Source organism: Galbibacter sp. BG1 (assembly GCF_013391805.1).
Lineage (GTDB): Bacteria > Bacteroidota > Bacteroidia > Flavobacteriales > Flavobacteriaceae > Galbibacter.
In genome coordinates, this window is the sequence record NZ_CP058364.1 from 1,159,043 (window position 1) to 1,178,559 (window position 19,517).

13 protein-coding genes are annotated in these 19,517 nt (G+C 37.7%); 9 read left to right on the top strand and 4 right to left on the bottom strand.

Going from position 1 to position 19,517, the window contains the following annotated elements:
* Nucleotides 1–88: 88 nt before the first annotated feature.
* Complete coding sequence (locus tag HX109_RS05030; protein WP_178950108.1) at nucleotides 89–1,108, bottom strand: LacI family DNA-binding transcriptional regulator; 1,020 nt, start codon at nucleotides 1,106–1,108, stop codon at nucleotides 89–91.
* Nucleotides 1,109–1,339: 231 nt separating this feature from the next.
* On the opposite strand from HX109_RS05030, the gene kduI reads away from it, so the two are divergent.
* The 3 genes from kduI (at nucleotide 1,340) to HX109_RS05045 (ending at nucleotide 4,255) form a co-directional block, all read left to right on the top strand.
* Nucleotides 1,340–2,173 (top strand): 5-dehydro-4-deoxy-D-glucuronate isomerase, encoded by an 834-nt coding sequence (gene kduI / locus HX109_RS05035; RefSeq protein WP_178950109.1) that lies wholly within the window; start codon nucleotides 1,340–1,342, stop codon nucleotides 2,171–2,173.
* A gap of 14 nt (nucleotides 2,174–2,187) precedes the next feature.
* Nucleotides 2,188–2,982: a gluconate 5-dehydrogenase gene (locus HX109_RS05040; RefSeq protein WP_178950110.1), complete on the top strand. Its 795-nt coding sequence runs from the start codon at nucleotides 2,188–2,190 to the stop codon at nucleotides 2,980–2,982.
* A 91-nt stretch (nucleotides 2,983–3,073) separates the two neighbouring features.
* Nucleotides 3,074–4,255, top strand: coding sequence for a DUF4861 domain-containing protein (locus HX109_RS05045; RefSeq protein ID WP_178950111.1), 1,182 nt, complete (start codon nucleotides 3,074–3,076; stop codon nucleotides 4,253–4,255).
* Here HX109_RS05045 and HX109_RS05050 read toward each other — a convergent pair.
* The gene (locus HX109_RS05050) at nucleotides 4,242–5,270 is read right to left on the bottom strand and encodes an LLM class flavin-dependent oxidoreductase (RefSeq protein ID WP_178950112.1); all 1,029 of its coding nucleotides are present in this window, start codon (nucleotides 5,268–5,270) and stop codon (nucleotides 4,242–4,244) included. The two genes, HX109_RS05045 and HX109_RS05050, sit on opposite strands and share 14 nt — an antisense overlap.
* An 85-nt stretch (nucleotides 5,271–5,355) precedes the next feature.
* Nucleotides 5,356–7,884 carry a zinc-dependent metalloprotease gene (locus HX109_RS05055; protein WP_178950113.1) on the bottom strand — a complete coding sequence of 843 codons (2,529 nt, stop codon included), beginning with the start codon at nucleotides 7,882–7,884 and terminating at the stop codon, nucleotides 5,356–5,358.
* A gap of 280 nt (nucleotides 7,885–8,164) precedes the next feature.
* Between HX109_RS05055 and HX109_RS05060 the strand changes: the two genes are divergently transcribed.
* Nucleotides 8,165–9,166, top strand: coding sequence for a DUF4421 family protein (locus HX109_RS05060; protein ID WP_178950114.1), 1,002 nt, complete (start codon nucleotides 8,165–8,167; stop codon nucleotides 9,164–9,166).
* Nucleotides 9,167–9,247: 81 nt separating this feature from the next.
* Here HX109_RS05060 and HX109_RS05065 read toward each other — a convergent pair whose 3' ends face one another.
* Nucleotides 9,248–9,856 carry a superoxide dismutase gene (locus HX109_RS05065; RefSeq protein ID WP_178950115.1) on the bottom strand — a complete coding sequence of 203 codons (609 nt, stop codon included), beginning with the start codon at nucleotides 9,854–9,856 and terminating at the stop codon, nucleotides 9,248–9,250.
* 119 nt (nucleotides 9,857–9,975) lie between these two features.
* Between HX109_RS05065 and HX109_RS05070 the strand changes: the two genes are divergently transcribed.
* The 5 genes from HX109_RS05070 to HX109_RS05090 all read left to right on the top strand — a co-directional run bounded on the left by HX109_RS05070 (nucleotide 9,976) and on the right by HX109_RS05090 (nucleotide 19,497).
* Nucleotides 9,976–13,110 carry a UvrD-helicase domain-containing protein gene (locus tag HX109_RS05070; protein WP_178950116.1) on the top strand — a complete coding sequence of 1,045 codons (3,135 nt, stop codon included), beginning with the start codon at nucleotides 9,976–9,978 and terminating at the stop codon, nucleotides 13,108–13,110.
* 39 nt (nucleotides 13,111–13,149) lie between these two features.
* On the top strand, nucleotides 13,150–14,343 hold the full coding sequence (gene kbl, locus HX109_RS05075; RefSeq protein WP_178950117.1) for a glycine C-acetyltransferase: 1,194 nt from the start codon (nucleotides 13,150–13,152) through the stop codon (nucleotides 14,341–14,343).
* A gap of 109 nt (nucleotides 14,344–14,452) precedes the next feature.
* Nucleotides 14,453–15,805 (top strand): OmpA family protein, encoded by a 1,353-nt coding sequence (locus HX109_RS05080; RefSeq protein ID WP_178950118.1) that lies wholly within the window; start codon nucleotides 14,453–14,455, stop codon nucleotides 15,803–15,805.
* Between the two features lie 103 nt (nucleotides 15,806–15,908).
* Nucleotides 15,909–18,671, top strand: coding sequence for a PD-(D/E)XK nuclease family protein (locus tag HX109_RS05085; protein ID WP_178950119.1), 2,763 nt, complete (start codon nucleotides 15,909–15,911; stop codon nucleotides 18,669–18,671).
* Entirely contained in the window at nucleotides 18,661–19,497 is an 837-nt protein-coding gene (locus HX109_RS05090; RefSeq protein WP_178950120.1) for an alpha/beta hydrolase family protein, read from the top strand. The genes HX109_RS05085 and HX109_RS05090 overlap by 11 nt, the downstream gene beginning before the upstream one ends.
* Nucleotides 19,498–19,517: the final 20 nt, after the last annotated feature.

The window sequence follows — 19,517 nt, forward strand, 5'->3', positions numbered from 1 at the left end:
GATAAAAAAATGTGCGCTAGAACATGCAATCGTCAAAATAAGAAGTGTTTTGTAAGCAAATTAGCATTCAAGGCCTTGAGAAATCACATCACCTCGAAGTGGACTGTCTTTTTATCAAGGTTGGACTCAGCGTAACTGTTTTTGCGGTGACATTAGATTTACCTTCCTTTAAGCTATCAATCAATAAATTACATGCAATTTTACCGATATCATAACCGGACTGATCCACCGTGGAGAGCGCTGGCTCTATTACCGCAGACATGGGCTCATTACTAAAACCTACAACAGCCACATCCTTTGGAACACTCTTCCCAGCCTCTTTTATTTTTTTCATAGCCCCAATAGCAGCCAAGTCATTTGCCGAGACAATCCCATCAACCTTCTTTTTGTAGTTCAAAATCTTTCCTGCCAACTCATAACCGTCCTCTTGGTTTAGCGTAGAAGTAAACACCAAATCTCTATCGAAAGGAATATCATTGAGTTTCAATGCAGCTTTATAACCTTTTAATCGGTTTTTATAGATATTCAGATTCTTTGGGCCAGAAAGGTGAGCAATATTTCTACAACCTATATTTATGAGATGTTCTGTAGCCTCTAAAGATGCTTTATAATCATCGATTAAAACTTTGCTAGAGTCAATATCAGACAAGCTTCTATCAAAGAAAACCAATGGAATATTACTTTCATCGAATTTTTTTAGGTGTTCCGAATCGACTGTTTCCATAGACACAGAGATCAAAACGCCATCCACTCTATTGGATATTAAATTTCCCACAATTCTTTTTTCCCGCTCCAACTTCTCCATGGATTGTGCTATTACCACGTTGTAACCATGAGCGTAAGCTGCTTCCTCAATCCCAGCAATGGTGGAAGAAAAAAAGTGTCGGCTAATCCTAGGGACAATAACGCCTATAGTATTGGATTTGCTTTTTCTAAGGTTCGAAGCCAATAAATTGCGTTGATATCCAATCTCTTTTGCCTTTTTAAGAACTTTATCCTTTGTTTTCTGAGTGACTAAATTACTATCATTTAAAGCTCTCGAGACGGTAGAACTATCTATTTTCAAGAGCTTGGCAATCTCATGAATCGTAGGCTTATTTTTTTTCATTAACGGGAACTAATTTACAAATGGTAGTAATTTACCTAATTGGCACTAAAGATAAATATTTCTTTTAAGTTTATTGTATTTGTATAATTACAACAAAAAAAAGCTCTCAATTATCAATTTCTTAAATTATTCACACTTAATAAATGTTATAAATTATACAATCGATTGTAAAAATATATAATTTTGTTTACATTGCACTATAGATAATTGAATTTTGAATAAAACCATATTATGATATATAACAGCAGATATGCTTCCAGTCCGAATGAAGTAAAACAAATGGACACTTCGGCGCTTCGCGAGACTTTTCTAATTGACGATTTAATGACTACGGATGAAATCAACCTTACGTACTCCCATTACGATAGGTACATCGCCGGTTCTGCCGTACCCAAAAAACCTTTAAAACTAGAACCTATAGATCCGCTTAAAGCCGATTTCTTTCTAGAGAGAAGGGAGCTTGGTATTATAAATGTTGGTGCCAAAGGTGAAGTGACTGTAGATGGAGAAGTTTACATCTTAGAACATAAAGAAGCACTTTACGTTGGGAGAGGCAAAAAGGAAATTATTTTTAAAAGTACTGACCCCAAAAATCTGGCAAAATTTTATTTAAACTCTGCTCCTGCCCACAAGGAATATCCAACTAAAAAAGTTGGTATGAAAGAAGCAAACAAATTGGAGCTAGGATCATTAGAAACGGCAAACGACCGTACCGTAAACCAACTTATTATTGGGGGCATTGTAGAAACTTGCCAATTGCAAATGGGACTTACCGAGCTGAAAAAAGGAAGTGTTTGGAACACCATGCCAGCCCATGTACACGACCGAAGAATGGAAGTGTATTTTTATCTGGATGTGCCAGAAGACCAAGCTGTTTGTCATTTTATGGGGCAACCGCAAGAAACAAGGCATGTTTGGATGCATAATCACCAAGCCATTATTTCGCCACCTTGGTCTATCCACGCAGGGTCGGGAACTTCCAACTATAGTTTTATATGGGGAATGGCCGGCGAAAACTTGGATTATGCCGATATGGATAAAGCAGCAATTAAAGAATTGAGATAAAACAATCGAAATACATGAGTTTATCACTATTTAATTTAGAAGGAAAAATTGCATTGGTTACGGGGGCAACCCATGGACTGGGAATGGCTATGGCCATGCAATTGGGAAAAGCAGGCGCTACCATTGTCATAAATGGGAATTCATCCCAACAAAAAATAGACGATGCTATAACCGAATATAAAAAGGAAAATGTAACCGTTCACGGTTATAAGTTCGACGTTACTAATGAAGCAGAAGTCGCCAAGGCCATTACAGCTATTGAAAAAGAAGTGGGCAATATCGATATTTTGGTTAACAATGCCGGGATTATTAAACGTATTCCGCTTGAAACCATGGAAGTAGACGATTTTAAAGAGGTGATAGATGTTGATTTGGTAGCTCCTTTTATAGTGTCGAAACACGTTGTAAAAGGAATGATAGCCAGAAAAAGCGGTAAAATAATCAATATCTGTTCCATGATGACGGAGCTAGGCAGAAATACCGTGGGGGCTTATGCAGCTGCTAAGGGCGGACTAAAAATGCTTACCAAAAACATGGCTACAGAATGGGCGAAACACAATATTCAGGTTAATGGCATTGGTCCGGGGTATTTTGCAACTTCCCAAACGGCACCAATCCGTGTGGATGGACACCCATTTAACGATTTCATAGTGAACAGAACTCCAGCCGCCAAGTGGGGTGATCCCGAAGATCTCGGTGGTGCCGCTATCTTTTTGGCTTCCGCAGCTAGTAATTTTGTAAACGGACATATTTTATATGTGGATGGCGGTATTTTAGCCACCATAGGTAAACCCTCAAACGAAGATTAATAACATTTAGAAAGAGCATGGTTAAAAGGGAAGAAACATCACTTTTCCCCTTTTAACCACCATATTTCTTAACCAATCAAAATTTATACTGATGAAAATCTTTTTCTCTTCCATTTTGTGCTTTGCTTTAGCGTTTACTTCTTGCAATAAAAAAAGTGAAAGCATTATTGTAAAAGTTGAAAACCCGCTGCCAGTAGATCGTTCCAACGAAACGGTTGAAATTAAACTTGCCGATCTTCAGCTTACCGAGGTACAAAAAGCATATACCAACTGGGGCGTTAACGACGTTGTAACAGAAAAAGAACTCGTCTCTCAATTAATAGATCAAGACGGCGATGGCAATTGGGACTTGCTCATTTTTCAGCCAGAGGTAAAAGCTTCTTCAAAAATGGATTTTGAGATCTTTCCGAAGAAAGAAGCTTATCAAACAGATAGCGTTCCTACGTGCTACTCCCGCTTTGTGCCCGAACGTACCGATGATTACGCATGGGAAAACGACCGGGTCGCCTTTAGAACCTATGGCCCAAAAGCTCAGAAAATGATTGAAGATAGCGTGCCAGGTGGAACTTTATCAAGCGGAATGGATGCTTGGTTGAAAAGAGTCGAGTATCCCATTATCAATAAATGGTACGAAAAATATGTTTCTGGAACGGGGACGTATCACGAAGATACGGGAGAAGGCCTCGATAATTTTCATGTTGGAAAAAGTAGAGGTATTGGCGGTATTGCCAAAAAAGCAGACACGACCTATTACTACTCCAAAAACTTTACCTCTTGGAAAACAATTACTACCGGACCATTACGTACAAGTTTTGTTTTGCAATATGCTGATTGGGACGCTTCTGGAAAATCTATTTCCGAAGAAAAACATATTTCCCTAGACCGCGGTCAGAATCTATCAAAATTTGAGCTTAAAATTAACGGTGTTTCTTCCATCTCTACGGGAATTACACTGCACGAAAAAAAAGGGGTTACGACTACCAATAAAGAAAACGGATGGATGAGCTACTGGGAGCCTCATGACGGTTCTGAATTGGGACTAGGCATTGTTACCAAACCAAAAAACATCATAGCTTTCGATAAGTACGATACCACGCTAAAAGACGAAAGCAACCTTTATGCAGAATTAGAATTGGAAAATGGAGAGGTTATCTATTATGCCGGTTTTGGATGGAAAAAAAGTAAGCAATTTCAAAATCAAAAAGAATGGGAAACTTATCTAGCCGATTTTGCCCAAAAAGTAAACAACCCTCTAAAAGTTACTTTGCCGTAACTTTTAAAGGTTGAGCGAAAATCCCGCTCAAAATTTCATAAGATTTTAAACGTGCCCCATGATCGTAAATATGAGACACCGCGATGATTTCTTTTACCTCTGTAGCTTTAATAAACTTAGAAAGCTCTTTTTCTATAGTTTCCTTTGAGCCTATAAAAGTAAAGTACATCATATTTTTAATCATAGCCTCTTGGTCGGGGGTCCAAACCTCATCCATGGTATCTATAGGCGGCGGTAATGGGCGGCGTGTATTGGTTATAATTCCCATTGCAAATTGATAAAGGCTGGTAGCTAGACGATGTGCTTCTTCATCTGTATCGGCCGCAATTATATTTACACAGGCCATGGCATAGGGATCTTTAAGCTTTTCAGAAGGTTTAAATTCATTTTTATAAATATCGAGTGCGTTGAATAATTGTGCTGGTGCAAAATGGCTCGCAAAAGCATATGGAAGACCTTTTTTCGCCGCCAAATCTGCACTAAAAGTACTCGACCCTAATAAGTAAATAGGAATATCCAAGCCTTCCCCGGGAATTGCCCGAACCTTGGAATCTTCATTTTCCGAAGAAAAATAACTCTGTAATTCCTCAATGTCGTTAGGAAAATCCTGTACGCTTTCTTGCTTTCCCCTTCTTAATGCTTGCGCCGTTAATTGGTCGGTTCCTGGAGCCCTTCCCAATCCTAAATCAATTCTATTGGGGTACAAAGTGGCCAAGGTTCCAAATTGTTCTGCCACAATTAAAGGAGCGTGGTTGGGCAACATAACCCCACCAGAACCTATTCTCATTTTAGAAGTGCCTTGTGCCAAATACCCCAGTAAAACCACAGTAGCAGAACTTACCAGACTTTCCATATTATGGTGTTCGGACACCCAAAATCTATAGTAGCCTAATTCTTCTGTACGACGTGCCAAATCTAAGCTGTTTTGCATAGCTTGCAGCGGGGAACTCCCTTGTGTTACTGGGACTAAATCTAAAACTGAAAATTTTGTGTTTTGTGCTATATGTTGAGACATTACTATTTCTATTTTGTATTGAAAAGTGTATAAAAAGAAGTCGGTTTCAACCTTCTTTACTTACAAATTAAAGTGTAAAAAACCATTAGTCCCGAATGGGCCGGTAGATAGGTTCTATGGCTTTAGTATCACCCACAACGTCTTCAATTTCTTTTAAAATGTATTGCAAATGCGCTCTTGCTATATCGTCGGACACGCTGGGCAAGACATTCGTAATCCTCCGCTTAAGGTTAATTAGGTTATTGAGCGCCAATGACCGTATGTCGGTATTGTACGTTTTTTCCTTGGATAATTGTGCCATAAGTCCAACCATCGCGCTTTCAGCTTCATTGGGCTTGTACAAGGCAATCATATCAGCAACATATGTTTTTTGAAGCCGCCGCTGGTAATCGGTGGGGTTGTAAAAAACATCCAAATCGCTCCATATGTAATTACTTATGTCGCTTAAGTATTCTTCGGGAGTGTACGGATCAGTAAAACTATAGCGATCTGCCACAAAAGAAATCCTACTCATCCTGCTACCCCCCAGCAGCGTCATCATTAAACTTTCCATAAGCTCGGTTGTGGGCGCTTTGCTATTGGGTTCTTCTATTTTATTAAGAATGCTGCTTTCCAGAAGCCATTCGGGTTCCTCAAAGAGATAGGTATTTAAAAACGTTAATGCTTCCTTTTGTTTTCCTTTGGAAACGGCTCTGTACACATCGCCTTCGTCGCTTCTTGATTTGGGGGTTACATAAATTCCCCCAATATTCTTGGCAACATGAAATAGGTAATTGCTGTATTGCTTTAAAAGATTTTTGTAAATCTCATCCAAATCTTTATAATCTCCATCGGGACTGGTTTCTGTCCAGGCTTCCAAGTTGGGGATTACCCGTTTTAAATTTTCTATCCCATAATAAGAGGCCACCATAGCGTTATCCCCTAAATCTTCGGTTTGAGACCGCGGATCGAAATCTTTACCCTCCCCCCCGAACCAAAGCCTGGGATTAGTTCGTACACTATCCGCTACCCATTTATTGAGAATTTCTTTTTCTTCTTCTGAAGACAAACTATCTGGAAATGCTGAATAACCCCATTGTATTGCCCACTTGTCGTAATCGTTGATGCGGGGCATTAAATTTTCTACGGAAACACTGTCTTCTGGTTGAGCCACATAATTAAAACGGGCATAATCCATAATCGAACTGGTATGTCCGTTCTCGGTAAGCCAGTCGTTATCCCTTAAGCGTTCCACTGGCGTGGCATGGCTCGCTCCTATATTATGCCTAAGGCCTAAGGTGTGGCCAACTTCGTGAGAAGACACAAACCGAATGAGCTCCCCCATTAATTCATCATCAAAGGTCATTTTTCGCGCGCGTTCGTCTACTGCCCCTGCTTGAATCATGTACCAGTTGTGCAGCAAATTCATAAGGTTGTGGTACCAGCCCATATGACTTTCCAGTATTTCTCCACTCCGGGGATCGATAATATTAGGGCCGTAAGCGTTTTTAGACGGAGACGCAAAATACCTCAAGACCGAATAGCGGGCGTCTTCCAAACTCATGCTATCGTTATCTTCTGGCCACTCTTTTCCTACAATGGCATTTTTAAAGCCCGCTTGTTCAAAAGCTACTTGCCAATCGTTAATTCCCTGTATTAAATATTTACGCCACTTTTTTGGGGTTGCAGGATCTATATAATAAACTATTTGCTTTTTTGGCTCCACCAATACTCCACGCTTCCATTTCTCCAAATCCTCTTCTTTTGGTTCCATTCTCCAGCGATGTATGTAAATGTTTTTATCTACTTTTTGTTGATCGTCTTCATACAAATAGTAAGAACTTGCAAAATATCCCACCCGCGGATCATAAAACCGCTTTTTCATAGGTTCTTTAGGCAACAGTATAAACGAATTGTTAAGCTCCACCGTAACTACGCCAGAAAGCATTGCCGCCGGTAAGCTTTTCTTATGGTCTTTAGACACCTTCGCATTGAACGTTTTTACCGTTTTAATTTCTGTATTTATTGGGTAGGTTTTTATCTCTTGAATGTACGACCTGTCCTTTTCCAAAGTGGTGAGGCCGTACATATCTTTTTGTGAAGAACTTAAAGACAACAAATTGTTTTCCCCATTTATAAAATCTGTTACCTCGATTACCGAAGCATTTCCTTCTTTATTTCGTGCCTTAACTTCAAAAGCTTCTAAAATGGGGGTAACATTAGAATTGTTTACCGCTTTGGCAATAGCATCATCTTCTCCAGCTTCGCTTACAAAGGTGGAAACTCGCAAAAAAAGTTTATTGGAAGGACCTTTTTCAAAAAAAATGGTTTTCTCCCCAATCTCTTCTCCACCGTAATTTCCAGCACCTCCTGGAGTTTTCACAAATCTGGAAACTACCAACATTTCACGGTTCAACAGGGAGTCTGCGATTTCAAAAAAGAATTTATCTCCAACTTTGTATACTTTAAAAAGACCCTTTTGGACGGTTGCATCGCTCGGTATTACTTTATCGATGGAGGCAACTTCTGATGAAGTAAAGGAATTATCTTGGGCTGATTTTGAAACGCCACAAGCAGTTGCTACCAAAATAAGCAACAAAAAAAACACATTCCTTTTTAAAAAATTTACACTCATAATTGTAATGCATACTAATTTCAAATAACCGTTTTTAGGTGATCTTGGTATTTGATGGTTTAGCCTTACGCTAGAGCAGGTTTTTAAAGATACAGAAATTGGAAGAAAAAATAAATATTGATTAGCAATGCGTTAACAATTTATCCTGAAGCTTAACAGAAGATTGGCATTCGGAAATATTAAAAATAAAATAATTTAGAAAATTTCATTTTAATAAGGTAACTTCATTTTTTATACCCGTTTAATGATCGTTTAAAATTTTTGATCAAGTTTATGAAATATGTCTTTATTATTGAAAACCTGTAAATATCTAATTTTATTCTTTCTCACCAATTGCTTTTACAGCGTATGGGCGCAAGAAAAAGATACCGATTCTGTAGCAAAATTAACGGGATACAAAATTCAATATCCAGACAGAATAACCATTCGAATGGGTCTTACCGATGATTTTAATTCCTATGAAATTTCTGACCCAGCAACTAATTTCGATATTTTATTACTTCCCAATCAAGAGTTGCGTTCTAATTTCTCGCTCCTGTTCCGCTTTGTGGAAATAAACATCGGCTACACACCGCCATTTTTAAAGTTTAACGACGATAATGAGCAAAAAGGAAAAACAACCTATTTTAATTTAGGGACACGTTTTTACATCAAGAAGTGGATGCAGGATTTTGAATGGACAAAAACACAGGGATTTTATGTCAATTTACCGGATAATGATCCACAAACGAATGATAATATTCTTTTTCCCGATTTTAAGGTTACCCGTGTCGGCGGTAACACTTCCTATATCTTTAATGAAAACTTTTCCTTTAGAACCATTTTTAAACAAAACGAATGGCAGCAGTTAAGTGCCGGGAGCTTTGTGCCTACCTTAAGTTATTTTTATTCTAGGATATCCAACGGCACTTCAGCAAAAGATAAAGTATTCGACATTACCATTGGGCCTGCTTATTTTTACAACTGGGTATTAAACAAGAGGTTTATTATTACTTCTGGCGCCTTGGTAGGTATAGGTTACAGCCACATAAATCCCAGTGAAGGTGATAGCTCTGGGGGCGCAAATTATCAAACGGGGCTAACTTTAGGCCTTGGGTACAACATCGCCGGCTTTTTTACGGGAATAAACGCCAATTACAGGGCATTTTACCATAATACCTCAGAAAATTATGATCTTAAAGATCAGCACAGCTTTTTAGAATTTCATATTGGCTACCGTTTTAAAGCACCCAAGAAACTAATAGAGAAAACAAACCAACTGGAAAATTTAATAAAGAAATAATCACAAGGTCTTACATAAAAAAACAGCTACTTCAAGAAGCAGCTGTTTTTACAATAATGCATTTTACCTATAAAATTCGCATTATTTATTTTCAGCGTATAATTCTGATACCTTATCCCAGTTAATTACATTAAAAAATGCAGAAATGTAATCTGGACGCTTGTTTTGATAGTTTAAGTAATATGCATGCTCCCATACATCAAGACCAAGAATTGGAGTTCCTCCACATCCCGTGCTCGGCATTAAAGGGTTATCTTGATTTGGAGTGGAGCATACTTCCACTTTTCCACCTTTATGTACGCACAACCATGCCCATCCAGAACCAAAACGGCTTCCGGCAGCAGCTGTAAACTCTTCTTTAAATTTATCGAAAGAACCGAAAGCAGTATCAATAGCAGAAGCCAATTCTCCACTTGGTTTTCCGCCTCCATCTGGAGACATTACTTCCCAAAATAAACTGTGGTTGTAAAAACCTCCACCGTTATTTCTAACTGCACTGTTGCTCATATCTAAATTTGCAAGGATATCTTCAATAGATTTCCCTTCAAGATTTGTTCCTTCAATAGCACCGTTAAGTTTTGTTGTATATCCTTGGTGGTGCTTTGTATGATGTATTTCCATAGTACGCGCATCAATGCTTGGTTCTAAGGCATCGTATGCATACGGTAATTTTGGTAATTCAAAAGCCATTTGTATATCTTTTTTTAGTTAATAATTTTAGTTATCCAAATTTAAGTAAAAGCAGGCGAAAACATGATAATAATTTGTTAATAACTGATAGACTTTCCCTATTTTGCAATAAACTTTTTATGTTGAATTCTGCACCTTTTCAAATTTTCAATGCTTCAGCAGGTTCTGGTAAAACCTTTACCCTTGTAAAAAAATACCTGTCCATTCTTTTGGGGAGCAACAATCTCGATGCTTTTAAGCAAGTTTTGGCTATTACCTTTACAAACAAGGCTGTAAACGAAATGAAAGAAAGAATTTTAAAAAACCTGCATGAATTTTCCAATGAAGGTATTTTAGCGGAACCCACTCCTCTTTTTTCCATAATTACTGAAGAATTACAAATCCCCTCTGAAGAATTACACAGACGATCTAAAAAAGTGCTCACTAGAATTCTTCATAACTATGCCTTTTTCGATATTGTTACCATAGATAAATTTAACCATCGACTGCTTAGAACATTTGCTTTCGATTTAAAATTGCCCACCAACTTTGAGGTATCCCTAGATGAAGAAGCGCTCTACAACGAAGCGGTGGACAACCTTGTCTACCAAGCGGGAGAAAATGAGCTTCTCACCGAGGTGCTAATTAATTTTGCCCTTGAAAAGGCCGATGAGGATAGGAGTTGGGACATAACACGGGAGTTACGGGAAATAGCAAAACTATTCTCTAAAGAAGAATATCTCGACCACGTAAAGGCTTTGGAAAATAAAAGCTTGGAAGATTTGAAGAAATTGGGGAACAATTTAAAAAAAATGATCGCTCAACAAGAAAAAATTATTCTAAACTGTGCCGAAAATCTTTTGAAAACCTTTGAAGGAAAAGGGTTGGAAAGACTCGATTTTAAAAGTGGTTGGCTCTACGACCGATTAAAAAATATAGTCGCAGGAAAATTCGACCATAGTTGGGATGCAGGTTGGTTTACAAACATAGATTCAGAACCTCTTTATGCGGCTAAAATTTCAAAAAACCATCCAGATAAGGCTGAGGTAATGGATGCTCTTCGGCCACAGATAGCTTCAGAAATTATCAAAATAAAAAATGAAATTAGTCAACTTGAATTTCTGCAAAATTTCTATCAGAATTTGGTGCCGTTGTCGTTGTTAAACGCAATCAATTCCGAAGTTCAAAAAATAAAACAAGACCGTAATTTATTACTGATTTCCGACTTCAACCAGCTTATTTCCTCTGCTATCGCCAAACAACCGGCCCCTTTTATTTACGAGCGTATAGGAGAAAAATACAAGAATTATTTTATCGATGAGTTTCAAGATACCTCTACCATGCAATGGGAAAACATACAGCCTTTGGTTTCCAACGCTCTGGATACCGAGCTTCCCGGAGGAAAAACAGGGACGCTAATGATTGTGGGAGATGCCAAACAAGCCATCTATAGGTGGCGCGGAGGCAAGGCAGAACAATTTATAGATCTCTACAACGAGAAGAGTCCGTTTCAAGCTAAATTAACAGTTGAAAATCTACCGAAAAATTACCGTAGTAATGACGAAATTGTAAGCTTTAACAACCACTTTTTTCAGCATATTTCCCAGTTTTTAAACAATAAAACCTATCGCGATTTATTCGAAAACCACAGTCAACAAGAGTTAAATGGAAACAAAGGTGGTTATATCGATTTCACTTTTATAGACAAATCTGAAAATGATGAAAACGACGAAGACCTCTACTGCGTTGAAACGCTTGAGAAGATAAAAAACACTATTGAAAACGGTTTTTCTTACGAAGATATTTGCATTCTTACCCGTAAAAAGGCAGATGGAATACAGATTGCCAATTTTCTTTCTGAACATAAAATCCCTATCATTTCATCGGAAACACTTTTATTGAAAAACGATAAAAAAGTGGCTTTTATAGTAGATCTGCTTATGTATTTCAATCAACCTAAAGATTTAGAGATACAATTGCGTATTTTAAGGTTCATGGCGGACAAAAATAGTGTTCCTAACTACGATGCTTTTTTTCGGACTTACCTCTCCAAGATGGATTCATTATTTACGGAGGAAGGATTCAATCCGACGTATTTCCTGCAATTACCTTTCTACAACGCCATAGAATACGCTATAAATTGTTTTAAGCTAGCAGAAGAATCGGAAGCGGCCCTTCAGTTCTTTTTAGATGAGATTTTAGATTTTTCCCAGAAAAACACCGATAGCATTTTTGACTTTTTAAACCATTGGGAACAGAAAAAAGATTCTTTGAGTATTGTAGCACCAGCCTCGCTAAATGCCGTGCAAATAATGACGATTCACAAATCGAAAGGATTGGAATTTCCTGTGGTTATCTACCCTTTTGCCGATACTGATATCTACAAGGAAAAAAACTTTAAAATATGGTTTCCCGTGGCCAAAGAACTTTTTGGGATCGAGCAAGCCCTTTTCAGCAGAAAAAAAGTAATACAAAACATAAATGAAACAGGAAAAAACCTCATTGAAGCATACGAACAAAAACAGGAACTAGACCAACTAAATATCCTGTATGTTGCCTTAACACGAGCGGTATCGCAATTGTACATTATTTGTAAAAGGGATATTAACGCCAAAGAAGTTGAAAACGTTAAAACGTTTAGCGGACTTTTTATAAGTTTTTTGAGGGACCAAGGGAAGTGGAGGGAAACAGAGAATCATTACACTATTGGAACTCCAAAAACCGAGTTTTTAAAAACAAGAAGCCTTCAGAAAAAATCTGCCAACATACCTTTTATTAGCAATTCGTCGTTTGGAAATTCATTTCAGTTTGTTACCAAAGCAGGTTCCCTTTGGGACACCAAGCAACAAAAAGCTATTGATAAGGGAAATGTTTACCACCATTTGCTGGCTTCTATTGTGTATGAGCACGATATTGAAATAACCATAGAAAATGCCATTAACAACGGTTTAATCGCCTCCTCAGAAAAAGAAGAGTACTCCGGTTACCTTGAAAAACTAATTAACCATACCGAGCTTCAACAATACTTTACTCAAGAATACGAAATTTACAATGAACGGGAAATTATAACTTCCGAAGGAAACTTACTGCGTCCAGACCGCTTTGTAGTACAGGAAGGAAATGCAGTAATTATAGATTACAAAACAGGCATCCCATCTGAAAGACATGCCTACCAAATAGAAGGTTATGTAAAGGCTTTGGAACAAATGGGATACACGGTAAACAAAAAATTATTGGTCTATATAAATGATAATATTCAGCTTATAAATGTGTAATTATAACAATCCTGCATAACTTTGTAAAAAACAGGACAGATGTACGGAAAAATAAAAGAACATTTACAGCAGGAATTAGAAGACATTAAAGAAGCCGGTCTTTACAAAAAAGAACGCATTATCACTTCGCAGCAAGGAGCAGAAATTACGATAAGCACGGGAGAAAAAGTAATTAATTTTTGTGCCAATAATTATTTAGGGCTTTCATCGCATCCAGAGGTAATTAAGGCGGCAAAAGATACGCTGGACTCACATGGGTTTGGAATGTCTTCGGTGCGTTTTATATGTGGCACACAAGACATTCATAAAGAACTAGAGCAAAAAATAGCCGATTTTTACGGTACTGAAGACACTATTTTGTACGCAGCCGCCTTCGATGCCAATGGAGGGGTTTTTGAGCCGCTGCTCTCCGCAGAGGACGCCATAATTTCTGATTCTTTGAATCACGCTTCCATAATAGACGGTGTTAGGCTCTGTAAGGCCAAACGCTATCGCTACCAAAATAGTGATATGGCAGATTTGGAAAAACAACTAAAACAAGCCAATGAAGACAATGCCCGATTTAAAATTATTGTAACCGATGGGGTCTTTTCTATGGACGGACTTGTAGCGCCATTGGATAAAATATGCGATCTCGCCGACAAATATGATGCTATGGTTATGATAGACGAATGCCATGCAACAGGTTTCATAGGCGAAACAGGAAGAGGAACCCTCGAAGAAAAAGGAGTGATGGACCGTATCGATATTATTACCGGCACCTTAGGAAAAGCACTTGGCGGCGCCATGGGAGGATATACCACTGGTAAAAAAGAGATCATAGAATTATTGCGCCAGCGTTCACGCCCATATTTGTTTTCCAACTCACTTGCACCAAATATTGTGGGGGCATCCATCAAAGTTTTTGAAATGTTAACGGAAAGTACTGCATTAAGGGATCAACTGGCAGAAAACACCAAATACTTTAAAGAAGGCATGAAAAAAGCAGGCTTCGACATCATCGATGGAGACTCTGCCATAGTGCCTGTAATGCTTTACGACGCCAAATTATCGCAGAATATGGCCGATGCACTTCTAGAAAAAGGTATCTATGTTATAGGATTTTTCTATCCTGTTGTTCCTAAGGAAAAAGCGCGAATTAGGGTACAATTATCGGCTGCCCACACCCGTGAACACTTAGATACGGCCATTGCCGCATTTACAGAAGTCGGACAGAAACTTGGAGTGGTTTAAGTAAGATATCTTTTCATTTTAACTAAAAAATTATATATTTGTTTTTGTTAATAAGTTGTAACAACTTACATTTGTCTTTAAATTAACACTTAAAATTAAATAATTGAACATGAAACATCTTAGCAAATTACTAGTTGCTGCGTTCCTATTTGTAGGGATTAGCAACATGAATGCTCAAGACCAGAACAATCCATGGCAAATTAGTTTTGGGGTGAATGCAGTAGATGCATATCCTACCAATTCTGATAGACCTTATGCTTCGGAAGCATGGTTTGACGAGTATTTTAATGCATCAGATCACTGGAACATCCTTCCTTCTATTTCTTACGTTGGCGTTTCTAAATACGTAGGTAGTGGAATTTCGGTAGGAGTTCGTGGATCGCTTAACAAAATTGATAAACTTGGAGATACTGAAGTAGATGATTGGTCTTACTACGGTGTTGATGGTACTATCAAGTACAATTTCTTACAAGATCGTGTTTTCGATCCTTTCTTAGAAATTGGTGGGGGTTACACTTGGGTTGACGAGATTGGAGCTGGTACTCTTAACGGAGGTGTTGGTTTCAACGTATGGTTTACAGACAACTTAGGTCTTACTTTACAGTCTACTTACAAGCACGTATTCGAAGATTACAGTACTCCTCACTTCCAGCACATGGCTGGTTTAGCAATTAAGTTCGGTGGAACTGATTCTGATGGAGATGGTATTTACGATAAAGATGATGCTTGTCCAGAAGTACCTGGTTTAAAAGCTTTCAACGGTTGTCCTGATTCTGATGGTGACGGTATCGAAGATTCTAAAGATGCTTGTCCTAACGAAGCTGGTACTGCTGAAATGAATGGTTGTCCTGATTCTGACGGTGACGGTGTTGCTGATCCTCAAGATGAGTGTCCTGAAACTCCAGGTCTTAAAGAATTAGCTGGATGTCCTGATTCTGACGGTGACGGTGTTGCTGACAAAGATGATCAGTGTCCAGACGTTGCAGGTCCTGCTGCTACAAACGGTTGTCCAGATAAAGATGGAGACGGTGTACTTGACAAAGATGACGAGTGTCCTGAAACTCCTGGAACTGTAGCTAACAACGGTTGTCCTGAATTATCTGCTGAGGTTCAAAAAGCATTGAATAACTATGCTAAAACAATCTTATTCGATACAGGTAAAGCAACTATCAAGCCTCAGTCTAAGCAAGTATTAGAAGACATTATTGGTATTCTTAACGAGTATCCTAATGCTAAGTTTACTGTAGATGGTCACACAGATAGTACTGGTAGTGATCAATTAAACCAAAGACTTTCTGAGTCTAGAGCACTTTCTGTGAAGGAGTACTTAGTTGATCATGGTATCGACGGATTTAGATTATCTTCTGCTGGTTACGGTGAAACTAAGCCAATCGCTTCTAACTCTACAAGAGATGGTAGAGCTCAAAACAGAAGAGTTGAAATTAACTTAGTTAAAGACTAATTATTTCACAACATATATTAAGAAAGTGCTCCGAAATTCGGAGCACTTTTTATTTTATACTACCTCCTATTTTGGTAATTTAGTGCATCGGTAAACTATCCTTATGAATTCCTTTCTTGCACAAGTAGCCAAAGAAATATACTTAAAACACCCACAAGACTTAAAAAACCTAGTACTGGTTTTACCAAGTAAAAGGGCTGTAACCTTTCTTAAAAACGAGTTTTTAAAAATAGTTACCCAAACCACGGTTTCTCCTACAATTTTAAGTATTGAAGAGTTTATACAAGATTTGGCAAGCCTAAAGTTAGCCTCGAATATTCAATTATCTTTTGAGTTTTATGAGGTTTATAAAAAACTAACCCCACAAGACCAGCAAGAAGACTTTTTTACATTTACCAGTTGGTCTCAAACTGTATTGCAAGATTTTAACGAAGTAGACCGATACCTTCTCGATACCCAAAGCTTTTTTACCCATCTTTTTAATATTAAAGAGCTCGACCAGTTTCATTGGACCAACACCGAAGAAAAAACAGAAATACAGAAAAACTATCTCAAATTCTGGGAACAATTACACGAATATTACCACCAGCTTAAAAGTCATTTAATAAACAAAGGCATCGGTTACCAAGGGATGATCTACCGAGAAGCCAACGAGAATGTAGAATTCTACGTACAAAACAACACCTACAAAACGCATGTTTTTATTGGTTTTAATGCCCTCAACGAAGCCGAAAAAAATATCTTTCAAGAATTTCTCACTAATACCACGTCCGATATCTACTGGGATATTGATGAAACTTTTATGAACAACCCAGAACACGATGCGGGATTATTCCTTAGAAAATATAAAAAGGATTGGCCTTATTTTAAGGACCATCCATTCAAGGTTGTTAGTGATAATTTTTCCGAAGAAAAAAACATCAAGATTGTTGGAGTGCCAAAAAACGTAGGGCAAGCCAAATACGTTGGTGAAATTCTTCATTCTACCAATAAAACCATTAAAAATACGGCTGTGGTATTAGGCAATGAAAATCTTTTAGGCGCCATTTTAAACAGTATTCCTGCCGAAATATCCAAAGCCAACATTACAAGTGGATTTCCATTAAATTTATCGCCATTTGCTTCTTACTTCGAGAATTTACTTGATGTTTGGGAGAAGACTTCAGATAATAATTGGTATTACCAAGATGTTATTCATATCCTGTCCGCCCCAATCACGCAAACACTCTTAAGGCATAATGTATCGCATATCAATGAAATTTTAGAAAAAATAAACAAACAAAACCTCATCTATATTTCCCATGATACGTTAACAGATATAAATGAAGTTGAGATGCCGCTATTTTTAGAAAAAGATGAAAGAAATGTAAATTCCATTATAAACCATTGCCTAGAAACAACTTTAGAATTAAAGAAAGCCTACAATGAAGATGAAGTTAAGAACCCTTTATTTCTGGAATATTTATACCGCTTTTATGAAATATTCAATCAACTAAAAACTTTCAATACTGAATATAAATCGATTTCTTCGGTAAAGTCCCTTAAAAAAATATATGTGGAACTTCTCGCCAACGAAACTGTAGACTTTAAGGGAGAGCCATTGGAAGGTTTACAAATAATGGGGATGCTGGAAAGCAGAAATCTGGATTTTGAGAATGTAATTTTAACATCAGTTAACGAGGGCATCCTACCAGCTGGTAAAACAAATAGCTCGTTTATCCCTTTTGACCTTAAAATAGCTTTCGGCCTGCCCACCTACAAAGAAAAAGATGCCATTTATTCGTATCACTTTTATAGGCTTTTGCAAAAGGCAAAAAACATATACCTGTTGTACAATACCGAACCTGATGCGCTGGAAGGCGGTGAGAAAAGCAGGTTATTGCAACAACTTTTAATGTTAAAGGAAAAGAACCATTATATTCAGGAGATTATTGCCAGTCCAATAATTCAAAACAATCAACTTAAGCTCGCTACCATCCATAAAACGCTTCCTGTATTTGAAAAATTAAAAATTGTTGGAGAAAAGGGATTCTCTCCAACTTCTTTGAGCAATTATATTAGAAATCCCATTGATTTTTATATGAAATCGGTACTGGGCATTAAGGAAATTGAAGAAGTTGAAGAAACCATTGCCGCAAATACTTTAGGAACCATTGTTCACGATACTTTAGAGTTCTTTTACAAGCCTTTGGAAGGTCAATTCATTACACTATCGCATCTTAAAGCCATGAGAGCCGCCTTGGATGAACAGGTAAACATCCACTTCACTAAATCGTATGGCCTTACCAAGGATTTGAGAGGAAAAAACTTGATTGCCTTTAATGTAGCGAAGCGTTATATTGAGAACTTTTTGGATTTTGAAGAAAGACGACTTCAAAAAGGACAAAAAATTAAAATACTACAAATCGAAAACAACCTTAAAGTACAAGTTCCCATAGAAAGCCTCAAATTCCCAATTTACATCCGTGGAAAAGTAGACAGGGTAGAAGAAGTGGATGGAACCGTAAACATTATAGATTACAAAACCGGTAAAGTCGAGCAGAAAGAAGTAGAAATTAAAGATTGGGAAATACTTACCGAAGATTATAAATACAGTAAATCATTCCAAATACTTTGCTATGCCTACATGATGCAGACTGCCTCGGCATATAATACTTTTAAAGGAGGAATTGTTTCCTTTAAAAACCTTAAAGGGGGAATTCTTCAATTTGCCGAAAAGACGGGAAATAAAAAAACGGATAAAAAATTTGACATCGACACAGAAATCCAATCCGCTTTTAAACAACAATTAGAACATTTGATTTTGGAAATTTTTGATCAAGAAATTCCATTTCAAGAAAAAGAAATAAAGAAAAATGCATATTAAAAGAAACATTGTTCTCGAGGGAAAACACCATCGACCAATTCTAGCTGATATTTACTTAGAGGAAAATTCGACCAATTTACCTTTGGCTTTATTCGCACATGGCTACAAAGGCTTCAAAGATTGGGGATATTGGGATTTGGTAGCAAAGGAGTTTGCTAAAAACGGATATTGCTTCGTGAAGTTTAATTTTTCCCATAACGGCGGCACAGTTGATCAACCAATCGATTTTCCAGATTTGGAAGCTTTTGCTCTCAATAATTTTACCATTGAATTGGATGATTTGGATACGGTTATCAATTGGGTTTCCTCTGATGAATTTGACTTCTCTGAAAGTGTAGACGTTAAGAGCATAACATTGATAGGTCATTCCCGTGGCGGTGGAATAGCAGCTATCAAGGCGGCCGAAGATTCCAGGATTACCAAATTGGTAACTTGGGCCAGTGTCTGCGATTTTAAAGCGCGCTTTGCCGATGAGGAAGCTCGTGCTTTCTGGAAAAACCAAGGGGTTATTTATATGGAAAATAGCCGAACTAAGCAGCAAATGCCACATTTTTATCAATTCTATGAAGATTTTATGGCGAATGAGGAGCGCCTTACTATTAAAAGGGCCGTACAGGCACTCTCCATCCCTTTTCTTATAGTTCATGGCACGGAGGACCCAACAGTCGATTTAAAAGAAGCCAAAGCGCTGCACAGCTGGAATGCAAATAGTAAAATTTTGGTAATTGATGGCGCAGATCATGTATTTGGAGGACAACATCCATGGGAAAAACTTACATTGCCAGAACATATGCGGGAAGTGGTTGCCACTTCGATAGCTTTTTAAAGCTTACATAAAGTGCTTTT

What these genes read in the sequence shown, in the direction of transcription:
- HX109_RS05030 (WP_178950108.1), bottom strand. Translation starts at nt 1,108, where the DNA reads ATGAAAAAAAATAAGCCTACGATTCATGAGATTGCCAAGCTCTTGAAA.
- kduI (WP_178950109.1), top strand. Translation starts at nt 1,340, where the DNA reads ATGATATATAACAGCAGATATGCTTCCAGTCCGAATGAAGTAAAACAA.
- HX109_RS05040 (WP_178950110.1), top strand. Translation starts at nt 2,188, where the DNA reads ATGAGTTTATCACTATTTAATTTAGAAGGAAAAATTGCATTGGTTACG.
- HX109_RS05045 (WP_178950111.1), top strand. Translation starts at nt 3,074, where the DNA reads ATGAAAATCTTTTTCTCTTCCATTTTGTGCTTTGCTTTAGCGTTTACT.
- HX109_RS05050 (WP_178950112.1), bottom strand. Translation starts at nt 5,270, where the DNA reads ATGTCTCAACATATAGCACAAAACACAAAATTTTCAGTTTTAGATTTA.
- HX109_RS05055 (WP_178950113.1), bottom strand. Translation starts at nt 7,884, where the DNA reads ATGAGTGTAAATTTTTTAAAAAGGAATGTGTTTTTTTTGTTGCTTATT.
- HX109_RS05060 (WP_178950114.1), top strand. Translation starts at nt 8,165, where the DNA reads ATGTCTTTATTATTGAAAACCTGTAAATATCTAATTTTATTCTTTCTC.
- HX109_RS05065 (WP_178950115.1), bottom strand. Translation starts at nt 9,856, where the DNA reads ATGGCTTTTGAATTACCAAAATTACCGTATGCATACGATGCCTTAGAA.
- HX109_RS05070 (WP_178950116.1), top strand. Translation starts at nt 9,976, where the DNA reads ATGTTGAATTCTGCACCTTTTCAAATTTTCAATGCTTCAGCAGGTTCT.
- kbl (WP_178950117.1), top strand. Translation starts at nt 13,150, where the DNA reads ATGTACGGAAAAATAAAAGAACATTTACAGCAGGAATTAGAAGACATT.
- HX109_RS05080 (WP_178950118.1), top strand. Translation starts at nt 14,453, where the DNA reads ATGAAACATCTTAGCAAATTACTAGTTGCTGCGTTCCTATTTGTAGGG.
- HX109_RS05085 (WP_178950119.1), top strand. Translation starts at nt 15,909, where the DNA reads ATGAATTCCTTTCTTGCACAAGTAGCCAAAGAAATATACTTAAAACAC.
- HX109_RS05090 (WP_178950120.1), top strand. Translation starts at nt 18,661, where the DNA reads ATGCATATTAAAAGAAACATTGTTCTCGAGGGAAAACACCATCGACCA.